The organism is Stenotrophomonas maltophilia, assembly GCF_013464915.1.
Lineage (GTDB): Bacteria > Pseudomonadota > Gammaproteobacteria > Xanthomonadales > Xanthomonadaceae > Stenotrophomonas > Stenotrophomonas maltophilia_AT.
On the sequence record NZ_RAVT01000053.1, the window covers coordinates 1 to 12,546 of the forward strand.

Annotated in this window: 16 protein-coding genes; 6 read left to right on the forward strand and 10 right to left on the reverse strand. The window is 64.8% G+C overall.

Annotated elements, in window-relative coordinates; all coding sequences use genetic code 11:
- Positions 1-165 precede the first annotated feature (165 nt).
- The gene (locus tag D7T59_RS17585) at positions 166-450 is read right to left on the reverse strand and encodes a metal-sensing transcriptional repressor (RefSeq protein WP_180853061.1); all 285 of its coding nucleotides are present in this window, start codon (positions 448-450) and stop codon (positions 166-168) included.
- Positions 451-502: 52 nt separating this feature from the next.
- Between D7T59_RS17585 and dmeF the strand changes: the two genes are divergently transcribed.
- Positions 503-1,471, forward strand: coding sequence for a CDF family Co(II)/Ni(II) efflux transporter DmeF (gene dmeF, locus D7T59_RS17590; protein WP_180853060.1), 969 nt, complete (start codon positions 503-505; stop codon positions 1,469-1,471).
- Between the two features lie 88 nt (positions 1,472-1,559).
- On the opposite strand, the gene D7T59_RS17595 is transcribed toward dmeF, so the two are convergent.
- Entirely contained in the window at positions 1,560-1,844 is a 285-nt protein-coding gene (locus D7T59_RS17595) for a hypothetical protein (protein ID WP_180853059.1), read from the reverse strand.
- A gap of 91 nt (positions 1,845-1,935) precedes the next feature.
- On the opposite strand from D7T59_RS17595, the gene D7T59_RS17600 reads away from it, so the two are divergent.
- The 3 genes from D7T59_RS17600 (at position 1,936) to D7T59_RS17610 (ending at position 3,715) form a co-directional block, all read left to right on the forward strand.
- A complete protein-coding gene (locus tag D7T59_RS17600; protein ID WP_180853058.1) occupies positions 1,936-2,352 on the forward strand; it encodes a hypothetical protein in 417 nt (138 codons plus the stop codon).
- Positions 2,353-2,421: 69 nt separating this feature from the next.
- Positions 2,422-2,745: a hypothetical protein gene (locus D7T59_RS17605; RefSeq protein WP_180853057.1), complete on the forward strand. Its 324-nt coding sequence runs from the start codon at positions 2,422-2,424 to the stop codon at positions 2,743-2,745.
- A gap of 127 nt (positions 2,746-2,872) precedes the next feature.
- Positions 2,873-3,715 carry a class I SAM-dependent methyltransferase gene (locus D7T59_RS17610; protein WP_343203079.1) on the forward strand — a complete coding sequence of 281 codons (843 nt, stop codon included), beginning with the start codon at positions 2,873-2,875 and terminating at the stop codon, positions 3,713-3,715.
- Between the two features lie 3 nt (positions 3,716-3,718).
- On the opposite strand, the gene D7T59_RS17615 is transcribed toward D7T59_RS17610, so the two are convergent.
- On the reverse strand, positions 3,719-4,687 hold the full coding sequence (locus tag D7T59_RS17615; RefSeq protein WP_180853055.1) for a polysaccharide deacetylase family protein: 969 nt from the start codon (positions 4,685-4,687) through the stop codon (positions 3,719-3,721).
- Between the two features lie 70 nt (positions 4,688-4,757).
- A complete protein-coding gene (locus D7T59_RS17620) occupies positions 4,758-5,417 on the reverse strand; it encodes a hypothetical protein (RefSeq protein WP_180853054.1) in 660 nt (219 codons plus the stop codon).
- Positions 5,418-5,549: 132 nt separating this feature from the next.
- Between D7T59_RS17620 and D7T59_RS17625 the strand changes: the two genes are divergently transcribed.
- Positions 5,550-6,230, forward strand: coding sequence for a hypothetical protein (locus D7T59_RS17625; protein ID WP_180853053.1), 681 nt, complete (start codon positions 5,550-5,552; stop codon positions 6,228-6,230).
- A gap of 88 nt (positions 6,231-6,318) precedes the next feature.
- On the opposite strand, the gene D7T59_RS17630 is transcribed toward D7T59_RS17625, so the two are convergent.
- The gene (locus D7T59_RS17630; protein ID WP_180853052.1) at positions 6,319-6,492 is read right to left on the reverse strand and encodes a hypothetical protein; all 174 of its coding nucleotides are present in this window, start codon (positions 6,490-6,492) and stop codon (positions 6,319-6,321) included.
- Positions 6,493-6,501: 9 nt separating this feature from the next.
- A complete protein-coding gene (locus tag D7T59_RS17635; RefSeq protein ID WP_180853051.1) occupies positions 6,502-7,314 on the reverse strand; it encodes an alpha/beta fold hydrolase in 813 nt (270 codons plus the stop codon).
- Positions 7,315-7,535: 221 nt separating this feature from the next.
- On the opposite strand from D7T59_RS17635, the gene D7T59_RS17640 reads away from it, so the two are divergent.
- On the forward strand, positions 7,536-8,018 hold the full coding sequence (locus D7T59_RS17640) for a DUF4440 domain-containing protein (RefSeq protein ID WP_180853050.1): 483 nt from the start codon (positions 7,536-7,538) through the stop codon (positions 8,016-8,018).
- Positions 8,019-8,058: 40 nt separating this feature from the next.
- Here D7T59_RS17640 and D7T59_RS17645 read toward each other — a convergent pair whose 3' ends face one another.
- From D7T59_RS17645 to D7T59_RS17660, 4 genes are all read right to left on the reverse strand, one after another.
- On the reverse strand, positions 8,059-9,078 hold the full coding sequence (locus tag D7T59_RS17645) for a helix-turn-helix transcriptional regulator (protein WP_180853049.1): 1,020 nt from the start codon (positions 9,076-9,078) through the stop codon (positions 8,059-8,061).
- 70 nt (positions 9,079-9,148) lie between these two features.
- Positions 9,149-10,174, reverse strand: a complete 1,026-nt coding sequence (locus D7T59_RS17650; RefSeq protein WP_164137722.1) for a hypothetical protein — start codon at positions 10,172-10,174, stop codon at positions 9,149-9,151.
- Between the two features lie 12 nt (positions 10,175-10,186).
- Positions 10,187-10,741, reverse strand: a complete 555-nt coding sequence (locus tag D7T59_RS17655) for a tellurite resistance TerB family protein (protein WP_164137723.1) — start codon at positions 10,739-10,741, stop codon at positions 10,187-10,189.
- Between the two features lie 86 nt (positions 10,742-10,827).
- Positions 10,828-12,372, reverse strand: coding sequence for a hypothetical protein (locus D7T59_RS17660; protein ID WP_180853048.1), 1,545 nt, complete (start codon positions 12,370-12,372; stop codon positions 10,828-10,830).
- Positions 12,373-12,546 lie beyond the last annotated feature (174 nt).

Below are 12,546 nucleotides of genomic sequence, written 5' to 3' on the forward strand. Positions count from 1 at the left end.
GCACCGCCCCCATATGGGGATCGGCTGCCAGCCACCTATTTCCAGAATCCCGCTGAACAACGTACTGGGTTTACACAGTTAGTCGACTGCTCTTCGCTCGGGCTACATGCAACCCCGCGCTTCGCGCGATAGTCGACTAACAGTCGACTCTACCCCCCCCCCGGCCTATTTGCCGTAGCGGCGCAGCAGCTCCACCAGCACCTGGGCCTCGTCCGCCCGCTGCTGCGGGTCTTCGGCGCCCACCACGTGTTCCTGCAGGTGCTCGTGCAGCAGTTCCATCAGCAGGCTGTGCGCGGCACCGCGCACGGCGGCGACCTGCACCAGCACGTCCGCGCAGTCGCCCGCTTGCCCCTCGGGCTTGTCCAGCGCCAGCTCCAACGCCGCCACCTGACCCGCGATACGGCGCACCCGGGTCAGCAGCTGCTTTCGATTCTTGTGTACATGGGCCATGACCGGATCATATACCCTATGGGGGTATCCACTCCACCCCCTTGGTTCCGCCATGCACCTGGACGCCCTCGCCGCCGCCCGCCGCCACGAACACCGCTTCGACGACGGCAATCCGCTGGCAGAACGCAATACCCGCCGCGCCCTGTGGCTCACCGTCGGCATGATGCTGGTGGAGATCGTCGGCGGCTGGTGGTTCAACTCCATGGCCGTGCTCGCAGACGGCTGGCACATGAGTTCGCACGCGCTGGCGCTGGGCCTGTCGGTGTTCGCGTACCGCTGTGCACGCCGCTATGCGCACGATCCGCGCTTCGCCTTCGGCACCTGGAAGATCGAGATCCTGGCCGGCTATACCAGCGCCATCGCCCTGCTCGGCGTCGCCGCGCTGATGGCCGTGCAATCGCTGGAACGACTTTGGGTGCCCGCCCCCATCCACTACGACGAAGCCATCGCCATCGCTGCGGTGGGCCTGGGCGTGAACCTGCTGTGCGCCTGGTGGCTGCACGACAGCCCGGGGCATGCGCATCACCACCATGGGCACGCCCATGGCGATCACCACGGGCATGACCACGCACACCACGACCATGCGCACGGTCACGACCTGAATCTGCGCTCGGCCTACGTGCATGTGCTGGCCGACGCCGCCACTTCGGTGCTGGCCATCGTCGCCCTGCTCGGCGGCAAGCTGCTGGGCCTGACCTGGCTGGACCCGGTGATGGGCCTGGTGGGCGCCGTGCTGGTCACGGTGTGGGCAGCAGGCCTGCTGCGCGACAGCGGCCGCATCCTGCTGGACGCGCAGATGGACGCACCGGTGGTGGCCGAAGTACGCGAAGTGATCGAACAGGGCCCCTGGCCGGCGCGCCTGGCCGACCTGCACGTCTGGCAGGTGGGGCGCGGAAAGTACGCGGTCAGCGCCAGCGTGGTCACCAGCGATGCCCGCCTGGATGCCGATACCGTGCGCAACGCGCTGGCCATCCACGAGGAGCTGGTGCACGTGACAGTGGAGATCCACCGCAGCGCATGACCCGCATCGGGTAGTGCCGGCCGCKGGCCGGCAACCCCATGAACGCCGCACGCAACCTGCAGGTGCCGGCCATCGGCCGGCACTGCTGCTACAACTTCAACATCATCCGCAGCAGGTACATCAGCAGCGGCAGCGCACTCATCACCGCGCCAGCAATACCGATCCACGGCCAGCGCTCTCCACGCACGCGCGAGGCCACTGCCAGGCCGCCGCCCACCAGCGCCGCACCCAGCACGCCCACGCCCAGTCCGGCGGCCATGCCATTGCCGCCCGCGGCCACTGCTGCCTGCGCGGCCAACGTGCCAGCCCCCCAACCCACAGCGATCCCCAGCCAACTGCCCACGCCGCACCACGGTGCCTTGCCCTGCGCCATCCGAAAACCCCTTTGTTCTTGCCGAATTTCTGTACGGGCCGTGCCCGCATGCTGCCTACACTAGCCGCACCTGCCCCTGTAGGGACATCCCATGCGCACGCTCCGCCTGCTGCTGCCCGGTGCCCTCGTGCTGCTCACCGCCTGTGGGGGTGACGCCGGGCTTCCGTTCTCCGCCGATCCGATGCAGGGCTGTTTCGCCACCAGCGGGCGCAAACCGGCCGACTTCCGCATCGAAAGGGAGGGTGGCCAGTACTTCGTTTCCTTCAGTCGCGGCGACCAGTGGCAGCGCGAACCCAACGCCCTGCACAAAGCCTCCCGCAGCGAAATCAGCCGCTACTTCCGCGATGACGCCGAACAGATCGACGAGGCGCTGATCCGCATGGCCGGCGGCTTCGGCATCTTCCACTTCAACAAAGGCGCGACGCTGAAGGGCAAGGCCAGTGATAGCGACTACATGGCGCTGATGCTGATCGGGGCCGGGCCGGTGTATGCGGTGAAGTGCCCGTAGGATGCAATGATTCTGATGGCGGCTCAGGGCACTATGGGCACATCCTGTCTTCTTTGAGGAGCGATGCCAATGCTGCTTTTTCTGCTGCTTGCGGCAAGCGCGCCGAAGACGCAGGGGGCCTATGACGAAGTCCGGCAGCTGCCCGATGGCCAGACCCTGATCATGCGCACCCTGGACTGGGATCTCGGCGATGGTCGCCACGAGCGCGTTACCGTGCATTGGCTGCTGCAGGAAGACGGCAGCCTGCGCTACGACTTTGATCGGCAGCCACCGGAAACCCAGGACGTCCATCGTCGGTCGTGCGCCCGCGTAGGCATGCAGCCATCGCGTGGCGTCGGCATGCTCTCGGGGGAAGGCACCACACACGGCTACAGCTGCACCAGCCAGCTGTAGCGCCGAGCCCACGCTCGGCGCCTCCCGTCTACATCCACGCATGGCGTGGATCTACTGCAGCAGCCACACGTGGCCCCTGCAACAGCTGCGGTACCATGCCCTCCCCCGAACCGCCCCGGTACCCGCCGTGCCCCATTACACCGGCCCCCTGCTGACCCGCGACAGCGCCGACACCCTGCGCCGTGCCCATGACAAGGGCGCTGCCGGCTGGCAGGGCTCGCTCGACCTCGGCCGCAGCGAGGACAGCGTGGCGCTGGATGGCGACGGCTTCCACTTCCGTGGCCAGGCCTACCCGTGGCCGGGCAAGCTGAAGGACCGCACGCTGTACTACTGGGACGGCGAGGAGTTCGCGCCGATCTCGCGCTACAGCAGCTCGCTGATCAAGCTGGTGCCCACCGAATGGGGCGCACCGACCTTCGAGATCGACGGCATCAAGATGCTGCCGACCTCCAAGCTGTCACCGTTCGAGGATGCACGCCGCAAGGTTGAGCTGGTCGCCCCGGCCGGCAAGGTCATCCTCGATACCTGCGGTGGCCTGGGCTATTTCGCCGCCTGCGCGCTGGAGGCCGGTGTCGGCCAGATCCGTTCGTTCGAGAAGAACGCCGACGTGATGTGGCTGCGCACGCTCAACCCGTGGTCACCGGATCCGGATTCGGCCGCCGCCGGTGGCCGCCTGCAGTTCAGCCACGGCGATGTCTCGCAGCAGATCGAACAGGTGGCCAGCAACAGTGTCGACGCGATCCTGCACGACCCGCCGCGCTTCGGCATCGCCGGCGAACTGTACTCGCAGGTGTTCTACGACCATCTCGCCCGCGTCATCCGCAAGGGCGGCCGGCTGTTCCATTACACCGGTGCGCCGAACAAGCTGACCAGCGGTCGCGATGTGCCGCGCGAAGTGGCCAAACGCCTGGAAAAGGCTGGCTTCAAGGCCGAGCTGGCGCTTGATGGCGTGCTGGCCGTCAAGCGCTGAGCTTCATTCCGAGTCTACTTTCGCCAGCTTCATCACCCACGCCGGCACCACCGGCTCACCGGCGTAGAAGTCCTTCGGCTTCTTCTCCGCCATCGCCCAGCGATGCAGCCAGCTCGGGCCGTAACGTCCGTTGTAACCCTCGGCGCCACGCGCGTAAGCAGGATCGCGCATCGCCTCATCCAGAGATACAAAGCGATAGCCGCGGCGCTTGGTAGCCGCCACCAGTTCGGCGAAGGTGGCTGCATTGAGTTCGTTGGCATGCATCAGCCAGACCTGCGGCAGCGCATGGCCCAGCAGCGCCTGCGACTGCTTCTCGTAGTAGTCCAGCTTGTTCAGCATGTAGGGCACATAGCCCTTGCGCAGCTGCGCCAGCGTCGCCTCGCGTGCCGGGGAATCGGGCTGCTCGTTCATCACGTTGGCGTAGGCGAACGCCCAGACCCACTCGCCGTTGTCGACGGTCACCGGCGCCACGCGGTAGCCGTGATCCTGGAAGAAAGCGCCCATCTGCGCGCGTTCTTCCGGCGTGCGCCCGGCGCGCAGGTAGGGATGGCGCATCCACTGCGGCTTCAGGCCGCGCTCGGCCAGCAGCGGCCGCAGCACTGTCTCACCGCGCAGGAAATCCTGCTGGAACGCAGGCACACCCTTGGCGTTCAGATCCATGTGCGAATACGTGTGGTTGCCAAGCACATAGCCGGCGTCCAGCCAGTCGCGCAGCATCTGCACCCGCGCCGGCTGTACCTGGCCGTCCACCTCCAGCTTGTTCCCATTGACGAAACCGACCACCGGCACGCCGGCCTGGCGCAGCTGGGCCATCAGCGCTTCGTGCCGCGACTGCAGGTCCGGCGGCACGATCTCGTCCACCCGCGCCCATGGCAGGTCGTCGATGGTCACCGCAATCCGGCGGTCCACCTCGGCGGCGTGTACCGCCAGCGAGCACAGCAGCAACGGCACAGCACGCAGCAACCAACGCATCAGCACTTCCTTGCAGGGTCGAAGTGCGGACTTTAGCGCGATTGCGGACGCGTGGCCGGTCACACACCCACTATGGGCTGGATGGCTGCGCCTGGCGCTCACGCACGATCGCCCGCCACAGCATGAATCCCGCGGCCATCGCCATCAGCATCAATGCGACCAGCACCAGGGCCAGATCATCGGGATTACGCAGCAGCGGGGCATGCTCATGGGTGAGGATCTCGAACACCACCCGCTGTGCCTGCGCCAGCGGCAGCCGGCCCTGTTCGCCCAGTTCCACCAGGCATGTCGTTGGGGAAAGCCTGGCTACGCTGGTCCATGCCATGTCGTACAGATGCAGTGCTCTGGCGGCCAGCACCAGGATCGCGGCGTGCAACGCCATCAATCCCCAGTTGGCCCGCCGCAGGCGTCCCGACAGGCGCCCCAGCCGGTAGATGCTGATCGACATCGCGCCCAGCAGCGCCAGCACCACGCCGGCCATCGGAATCCACTGCAGCGGCTGCCACGGCGCCAACGCCGTGGAACGCGCCAGCAGCTGTTCGGCCACCTGCATGCGCGCGGTGGGATCGGGGCCGCCACAGGCTTCATCCACCGGCTCCAGCAGCAGTCCCACGCGGTAGTGGAAGAAGCCGGCTGCAAGGGCTACCGCCAGCAGCGCCACCACCTGCAGTACCAGCAGAATCGGGCCAGGACCACAGATACGGCAGAAGCGGGTAGCAGCAGAGGTCATCGGTTCATCCATGACAACAAAGGACCATCCTAACCAAGCGCTCCCGGGTTGTCGGCGGGCGGATACGACAGCCCACGTCCGCCCCGGTAGGATGGGGATGAGCATGGATGGCAGTATGCAGAGGTGTTGTGGATGGTCACGCTGTATCTGTGGGTACGAATGCTGTTCCCGTTGCTGGCGTTCGTGCTCGCCTGGATGCTGCTGTCGCGCCTGATCAAGGCTCGCGTGGCACGCCTTCCGCGCGTTCCATTGAACCTGCCGGAACACAGCAGCAGCCCACGCAGGAAGGATCGGCGCATCTACGCGCGCAAGCTGCGGCGCAAGCCGGGCCTGCGCACCGCCACTCACCCGGCCACCGCGCCGCGGAGCTGGAACCTTGCGGCGGTGATCGTTTCACTCTGCGCGCTGATCGCCGCCGTACTTGTCATGCCGGATGGCGCGCGCTTCCAGGTTATGGTCGAGAGCCTTACCGGCTACCCGGCCACCCTTGCTGAAGTACACGTTCCCGCTGCAAGGCAGACACTTGTGCTGCAGGCCTGGCAGCCCACGCTGGTGCAGCTCTCACAGCCGGTAACGATGCGCTACCCGATCGGGCGCACCGGCGGCGAGCATGACGCGCACGCCAAGCTACCGGTACAGGTGAGGCATCGGGGTGATCGACTGCAGGTGGCTGTGGCCGTGCCGGTGGACTCCGAGCTGCTGCGTGCAGAGCTTGCGCGCCTGGCGGGGCTGCCGGTTGAGGCTATCACCGTCCGCCAGAACAGGATCTCACCCTGGCTGGAACCCGGCTGGAAGCCGCTGGCCGACCTGTAGAGCCGAGCCCACGCTCGTCTGCTGCAGTAGCTCCACGCCATGCGTGGATGGATGCAGAGCGGAGCCGAGCATGGCTCGGCACTACAGATCACGATCCGCGCGGCAGCTTTGCGGCCCACATGTTGTCCACCAGATTGGGATAACGCCGCCCGTTCTCTTCCGCGCGCTGCCGCGCTGCCGCCTTCTGCGCAGGCGACAACGGCTGCGAGGTCTGGCCCTTGGGATTGGGCTTCTTCCACGGGGGCATCTTCGGTTCACGCATGGCCGCAGCTTACCGCTTCAGGAAGTTCAGCAGCGCCAGATTGAAGTGGTCGGCATGGCTCGTGTTGCAGCCATGCGGTGCGCCTTCAAGGATCACCACCTCGCTGCCCGCAATCGCCTGATGCGTTCGCTGCCCGGAACCTTCAAACGGCACGATCGCGTCGCTGTCACCGTGCAGGATCAAGGTTGGCACCGTGATCTTCTTCAGGTCTTCGCGGAAGTCGGTGGTAGCAAACACCTTCATGCACCCCAACGCTGCGTTCTGGTCGGATTGGTGGCACAGCGCGATCGCCGCCTGGCGCGTTTCTTCGGTCACCATCAACTGGCCATGGGCACTGAAGAAATCCCTGGTGAAACCATCGAAGAACGCCTCGCGATCCTTTTCCAGACCACTGCGCATTTCGTCAGCCTTGTCCTGGGTCAGCGGGCCTTCCGGATTGTCGTCGCTGCGCAGCAGGAACGGCGGCACCGCTGCGGCAAACACCACGCTGTGCAGACGATCCTGGCCATGGTTGGCCACGTAACGCGCCACCTCGCCACCGCCCATCGAGAAGCCGACCAGGGTGACGTCGCGCAGGTCACGTTCCTCGATCAACCCGGCCAGGTCTGCCGCCAGCGTGTCGTAGTCATAGCCCTCGGCCGGCTTGTCGGAACGGCCGAAGCCGCGGCGGTCGTAGCTGATCACCCGGTGCTGGGCGTCGCGCAGGATCGACACCTGCTGTTTCCAGGCATCGGCGGACAGCGGCCAGCCGTGGATCAGGATGACCGGGCGGCCGTCGCCACCGGTGTCTTCAACGTGCAGGCGGATGCGGGAAGCAGGCATGGGAACTCCTGTGGAAGGGGAGGATCTCAGGCTAGTGGCCACCCCCTGTGAGGGCCGTGAGGGAATCGCCGGCGGCCATGACACCGTCTGCACAGCCCACGCCACCCGGCCGATCCACCGATGCAGGCATTCACTCCCTGGAAATCCCGTTTCGTCGCAGGGCGGCTGCGGCGCCCAGCGTGCCGTGCGAGCCTGCGTGAATCCCGCCCTGGAGCCTTGCCATGCTGCTGCTCACCCTGCCCCTGCTTGCTGCCGGCCTGGCCGCTACGCCGAACACCACCGAGACCCTGCGCGAGCAGATCCGCCAGGCCGATGCGCAGCTGTTCGCTGCCGCATTCGATGACTGCGATGCCGACAAGGCCGCGGCCATGACCACTGAAGACATGGAATTCTTCCATGACAAGGCGGGCAAGACCGCCAGCAAGCGCGACGACTTCCGCCGCAGCGTAGCCGCGCTGTGCGAGAGCACCCGCGCCAACCACACCCACCTGCGCCGCGAACTGGTGGAGAGCTCGCTGCAGGTGTTTCCGCTGCACGACGATCGCGCCCTGGAGATCGGCGACCACCGCTTCCATGAGCGTGATGCAAAGGGCGTCGAGCACTGGACCGGCCAGGCCCGCTTCATCCAGGTCTGGCGCCGCGTGGACGGGCGCTGGTTGGCCGAGCGGGTGATCAGCTACGACCATCGGCCGGCAGCGAAATGAACCCGTCGGTCAGTGCTCACTCACCCCGACCAGGGGCATTTCAGCCCACGGCCTCCTCCAGATCGCGGGCATAGTAGCTCGCTGCCTGGGCCAACTCCGCGCCGATAGCGTCGCACAGGTGCGATGGGGACTCGACCCGCACGTTGCTTCCGAAGCCCATCAGCCACCACCGCAGGGTCTGGTCGTCCTCCACCGTAGCGCGCAGCCGGATCCACCCATCGCCCAGGTCACTGATCGCCTGATCGTCCGACAGGGGCGTCTCCCTGAGATGCTCCGCGGCCTTCGCCCGGAAGCGGGCCTCCAGCACGATGCGTCCTTGCCCCTGGAACGCGGTGGCGGTGGTCGTCGCATAGCGCTGGAAGTCGAAGTCCGGCAGGCTCCTTGCCTCCATTTCCAGCACCCGGGTTCCACTCAGGCGATGCAACGCCAGGTGGCGGATGTCCGTATAGTCCCGCAGCATGCAGACGAGGTACTGCGCAGAACCGCGCATCAGCAGCCCCAGAGGATGCATGATCATCTCCTTGGACTCGTCCCTGCCTTTGCTGCGATACCAGCCTGACAGACAGCGTCGGGATGCCAATGCCCTGTGGACATCCACCTGTACGGCCGTTTCCACCTCGGGGGCAAGCAGGTTCAGGCCCGTTGGCAGGATCGCGGTCCTGCTGGCCCACTCCGCCCAGCCCGAGGTCGAGACTTCCGCCCGCGCCATGTCGAACACGGGCATCAGCTCATTCATGGCCGTTGCCGGGAGCAGCTGACGCAGATGTGCATGCGAAAGCAGCAGTGCAACGCTCTGCGAAATCGACAGCCTGGGCGTGAAGGCGAAGTTCGCTTCCCTGGACCAACTCCAGCCAAAGGGCTTTTCACTGTCATCGGCAATGAGCTGGAACCGCGCGGACAGGTTCTGGAGATCCCGCTCGATGGTGCGGCTGCTGGTCCTGAAGCCCAGCGGCTCCAGATTCTCCAGTATCTGCCTGACCGATATCCTGCGCGGGGCGCGCGGGATCATGCGCAGCATCTCCCACTGCCGCATCAACGTGTCGTTCGAACGGATCTTCATATCAATCTTCCCTTCCAGAGCCGACAGCGAGCAAGAGCCCCACCAGAACGGCGTGGGGCTCCGCCCATCGTCAAGCCGCCTTGGCGGGTTCCTCACCCTTCATCACCACCATCGCCGCATCCACATCGGCCACGGTCTTCTCGGTCGAAAGCACCAGCGCGCCTTCGTCATCCAGGATCGGCGTATCGATCATCACCTTGATCAGCTGGGCAATCTTCACGGCACGGAAAACCCGCTCGCGCGCCTGCTGGGGGAAACTTCTGAAATCGCAGCCGTGCTCCCGGATGGCATCACGGATGTCGGCCACACCACGACGCAGCGACATGCACAACTTGGAGAACGTCCTGTTGGCGAGCGTTGTCACTGCCTCGACCGCAGCCAACTGTTCGGCAGCCAACACGGCCTCATCGTAGTGGGTACGAGCGACTTCCTTGTTACGGCGGGCATCGGCCAGCGCGGCTTCAGCCTTGCTGCCCACCACGTAGCCAAAGATCGCAAGCGCCGGACCGGCAACCAGACCGCCCAGCACCAGGGTGCCACCGGCCATTCCGAATCCACCGGCAGCCAACGAGCCGCCGCCCAGCCACGCCAGTGTTGCGTTGGTTGCGGCAACACCGCTGAGGGTTGAAATGGCAGTACCGGTGCTGGCACTGGCCAGCAGCATGGTCCCGTTGTACGCACCAAATGCCAGCGCGGCGCCACTTCCCAGCCCAGCGCCCAGGCCCAGGCCCGAGTCCATCAGCAACTGGTAGTCCCGCTTCAGGCCTTCCAGCGACGCCGTGCTGAAATCGCCCTGCACCAGCTTGTCCAGTTCGGGTGAGCCGATCCCCTCAACGTTCTTGAGCTGGCCGAACGCATCGATGAAGTCCGCAATCCCTCCATTGAAAGCGCGCAGCTTGCGTGCGCCATAGTCCTCAAGCACCGTGTTGGTACGCTTGCGCTGCGTCTCCAGCAACGATGAGCCCTTCTCGATCAGTCCTTTGGCATCGGCGTTGGCGATGCCGGCGTCCTTGTGATCGACCACGGCCTTGCCGCCCTTGTAGATGCCGTACAGCGCGCTGGCCGCCATCGCGGCCCCGATTACGATTGGAATCATGCGTAACTCCCTTTACTCAAGAATGATGGCAACGGTACGGCTGGCCTCGCGATTGATACTTTCCGCGCGCTCAAGCAGGTCGTTGTAGATGTAGTCGTCAATACCAAAGATGTCGGCCAGGCGACGCAACTGTGCTTCCTCGACACTCGACACGTCACCGTCGGCCAGTGCAAGCAGCATCAGTTCGTACAGCATCACCTTCGGGACGGCCGGCTGCGCGGCTTCGACCATGGCCTGATCGATCAGCGAGTCGAGCACCTCGCATGCCACACGCGCCCGCTCCACCGGGTCGATCTGGCGCACCAGCGGCATCGTCTGCAGGCGCGTCAACAATTCCTTCGTCACCCCGTCGGACCGATATACCTTGCCGCACTCACGGGAAAAGCTGTCGAAGATCGCGCGTTCGTGCTCGGATTCATCCAGCGAAACCTTGCTCAGGTTGGTATCGCCAGTCACTTCCTGGTGGGTCTTTCCATCCCACAGCATCGGGTTGTCACTCACGCTCAGCAGGCGCGCAACCTTCAGGAAGGTTGCCTGCTCGGCGTCTGGAAGCAGGTAAAGGAACATCGTATCTCCAAGGTCCTGGGATCACACACGGAAGCCGGTGTGGCCAACCTGCCCGGAAGGCCACGACCAGAAATGGGTTTGATTGATCAAAGCCGAAGTGGCTCGTCACCCGTCATGAATGCATCAAATTCCTGCAACGAATCAAACTGCAGGCGGCTACCCAGCAGAAGGGCAAAGCGGTTGATTGCAGCCGCAAAGCCATCGGCGTCAATCTCTGGCTGGGTGGTATCGAGTGCACACAGCAACTGGGCCGTCTCGTCATTCAGCACTGGAAGCTCGGCCGCAATGAACTGCGCCAGCGCCAGGCGCTGCGTCAGAATTTCTTCACGGGCAGCTTCATTGAGCTCGATTGCCAAGGCCAGCCTCTCGGCAGCCAGATCGGCACTCCTGGCCGCCTCCAACGTTTCCCGATAGAAGAGCGATGAAAGCGTGCAGCCAATCATCCCGCCGATGGCGGCGCCAACCACCGGGACCGGAATCGCGATCTGGCCCAATGCCGCCATCATGGCCGAAGCCATCATGCCGGAACCCTTCTCACCGATCTCATCCAGGAACTGGACGCCGTCGATCTCACCCTTGGCGTAACGACGTATGCAGCTGGTCATGGTCACGCAGACGTCGACCACCATGGCCGGCGCGGCGGTACGGGAAAGCACCTGCAGGCTCTGCCGGCCCGACTGCTGCATCACTGCGGTCAACGCGGCCCCGGACGCAGCCGTTGCGTAGCCCATGCCGGCAGAAACGGCACCATCCACCAGGACAGCGCAGGCCGCATCCAGCATCCGCTTGCGTTCGATTGCAACCGCATACGCGTTGGTCGCCACGCTGATCGCCGCGCCAATCATGAACGCGCCGCGCGCGCCTTCAAGGCCTGCCCTGTGGCTGGTATGCGCGATGTCGCGCACCGTCGCCATCCGCGGATGGGTACGATAGAACTTCGCATCGTCACTGGTCAGCCCCGTATCCAGAAGGTTGCCGGCCAGCTGCTCGTAGTTGTCGGCCTTCGCACGGAGATGCAGCGCTACCTCAGGCTTGCCCCTCGCGTCGACCACGTCCGCCTGGCGGCGCAGATCTGCAGCCTGCGCCCGGCAATATGCCTCGGCATCGATGTACTGTTCCGACGGCAGCTCCAACTTCAGCCCACGATAGCGTGAGAACTCGCCATCGGGCGCAGCGATCTTCTCAAGCAGCCGGTCACGGTTGCCCACGAACTTCATCTGGGACTGGCTGCCTTCAATGATCTGGCCATCCAGCACCCTTACCCGGTCAACGCGCTCGTCGTTCCGCCGGTACTGAGGATGGTCATCACTGCGCACCGTGCGAACGGGTGACCCACTGATGATGGCCTCGGCATTGTCACGACTGGTCGCTGCGACCTCAGCCGCATAGCCGGCCTGCTGGGCAATGCTGTTTTCGGGGCGTACCGGATCAAGCTTGTACTTGGAGATCTTCTCCAGGCCATGGTTAAATGTCTGACCGGTCAGGGCGTCTCTTCCGCTATACCCCTTGATGTATTCGGCATTTGCATTGCCATAGCGTTGGACAGTCTCCAACGTTGACATCGTCGTCGCTGCGTCCAGGATCTGCCTGCCCGACATTTCGCGGGCATTGTCATCTGCATTGGGTTCCATTGCGCTTTCCTCCGTGACGCAAAGCATCCAGCTGTGGGCCAATACCCGGGCATGCTTCGCCCTGAGGTTTGGCTGGGAGATCCATCTTCGGCGTATATAGCGACAAACCATGTCGTAACGCCTGATCCCCCCGGATCATCGACAGCACTTCCGAAAACTTTAGGCCTATTGCGA

What these genes read in the sequence shown, in the direction of transcription:
- D7T59_RS17620 (WP_180853054.1), bottom strand. Translation starts at nt 5,417, where the DNA reads ATGACCTCTGCTGCTACCCGCTTCTGCCGTATCTGTGGTCCTGGCCCG.
- D7T59_RS17660 (WP_180853048.1), bottom strand. Translation starts at nt 12,372, where the DNA reads ATGGAACCCAATGCAGATGACAATGCCCGCGAAATGTCGGGCAGGCAG.
- D7T59_RS17655 (WP_164137723.1), bottom strand. Translation starts at nt 10,741, where the DNA reads ATGTTCCTTTACCTGCTTCCAGACGCCGAGCAGGCAACCTTCCTGAAG.
- D7T59_RS17645 (WP_180853049.1), bottom strand. Translation starts at nt 9,078, where the DNA reads ATGAAGATCCGTTCGAACGACACGTTGATGCGGCAGTGGGAGATGCTG.
- dmeF (WP_180853060.1), top strand. Translation starts at nt 503, where the DNA reads ATGCACCTGGACGCCCTCGCCGCCGCCCGCCGCCACGAACACCGCTTC.
- D7T59_RS17625 (WP_180853053.1), top strand. Translation starts at nt 5,550, where the DNA reads ATGGTCACGCTGTATCTGTGGGTACGAATGCTGTTCCCGTTGCTGGCG.
- D7T59_RS17630 (WP_180853052.1), bottom strand. Translation starts at nt 6,492, where the DNA reads ATGCGTGAACCGAAGATGCCCCCGTGGAAGAAGCCCAATCCCAAGGGC.
- D7T59_RS17600 (WP_180853058.1), top strand. Translation starts at nt 1,936, where the DNA reads ATGCGCACGCTCCGCCTGCTGCTGCCCGGTGCCCTCGTGCTGCTCACC.
- D7T59_RS17615 (WP_180853055.1), bottom strand. Translation starts at nt 4,687, where the DNA reads ATGCGTTGGTTGCTGCGTGCTGTGCCGTTGCTGCTGTGCTCGCTGGCG.
- D7T59_RS17635 (WP_180853051.1), bottom strand. Translation starts at nt 7,314, where the DNA reads ATGCCTGCTTCCCGCATCCGCCTGCACGTTGAAGACACCGGTGGCGAC.
- D7T59_RS17605 (WP_180853057.1), top strand. Translation starts at nt 2,422, where the DNA reads ATGCTGCTTTTTCTGCTGCTTGCGGCAAGCGCGCCGAAGACGCAGGGG.
- D7T59_RS17640 (WP_180853050.1), top strand. Translation starts at nt 7,536, where the DNA reads ATGCTGCTGCTCACCCTGCCCCTGCTTGCTGCCGGCCTGGCCGCTACG.
- D7T59_RS17650 (WP_164137722.1), bottom strand. Translation starts at nt 10,174, where the DNA reads ATGATTCCAATCGTAATCGGGGCCGCGATGGCGGCCAGCGCGCTGTAC.
- D7T59_RS17595 (WP_180853059.1), bottom strand. Translation starts at nt 1,844, where the DNA reads ATGGCGCAGGGCAAGGCACCGTGGTGCGGCGTGGGCAGTTGGCTGGGG.
- D7T59_RS17585 (WP_180853061.1), bottom strand. Translation starts at nt 450, where the DNA reads ATGGCCCATGTACACAAGAATCGAAAGCAGCTGCTGACCCGGGTGCGC.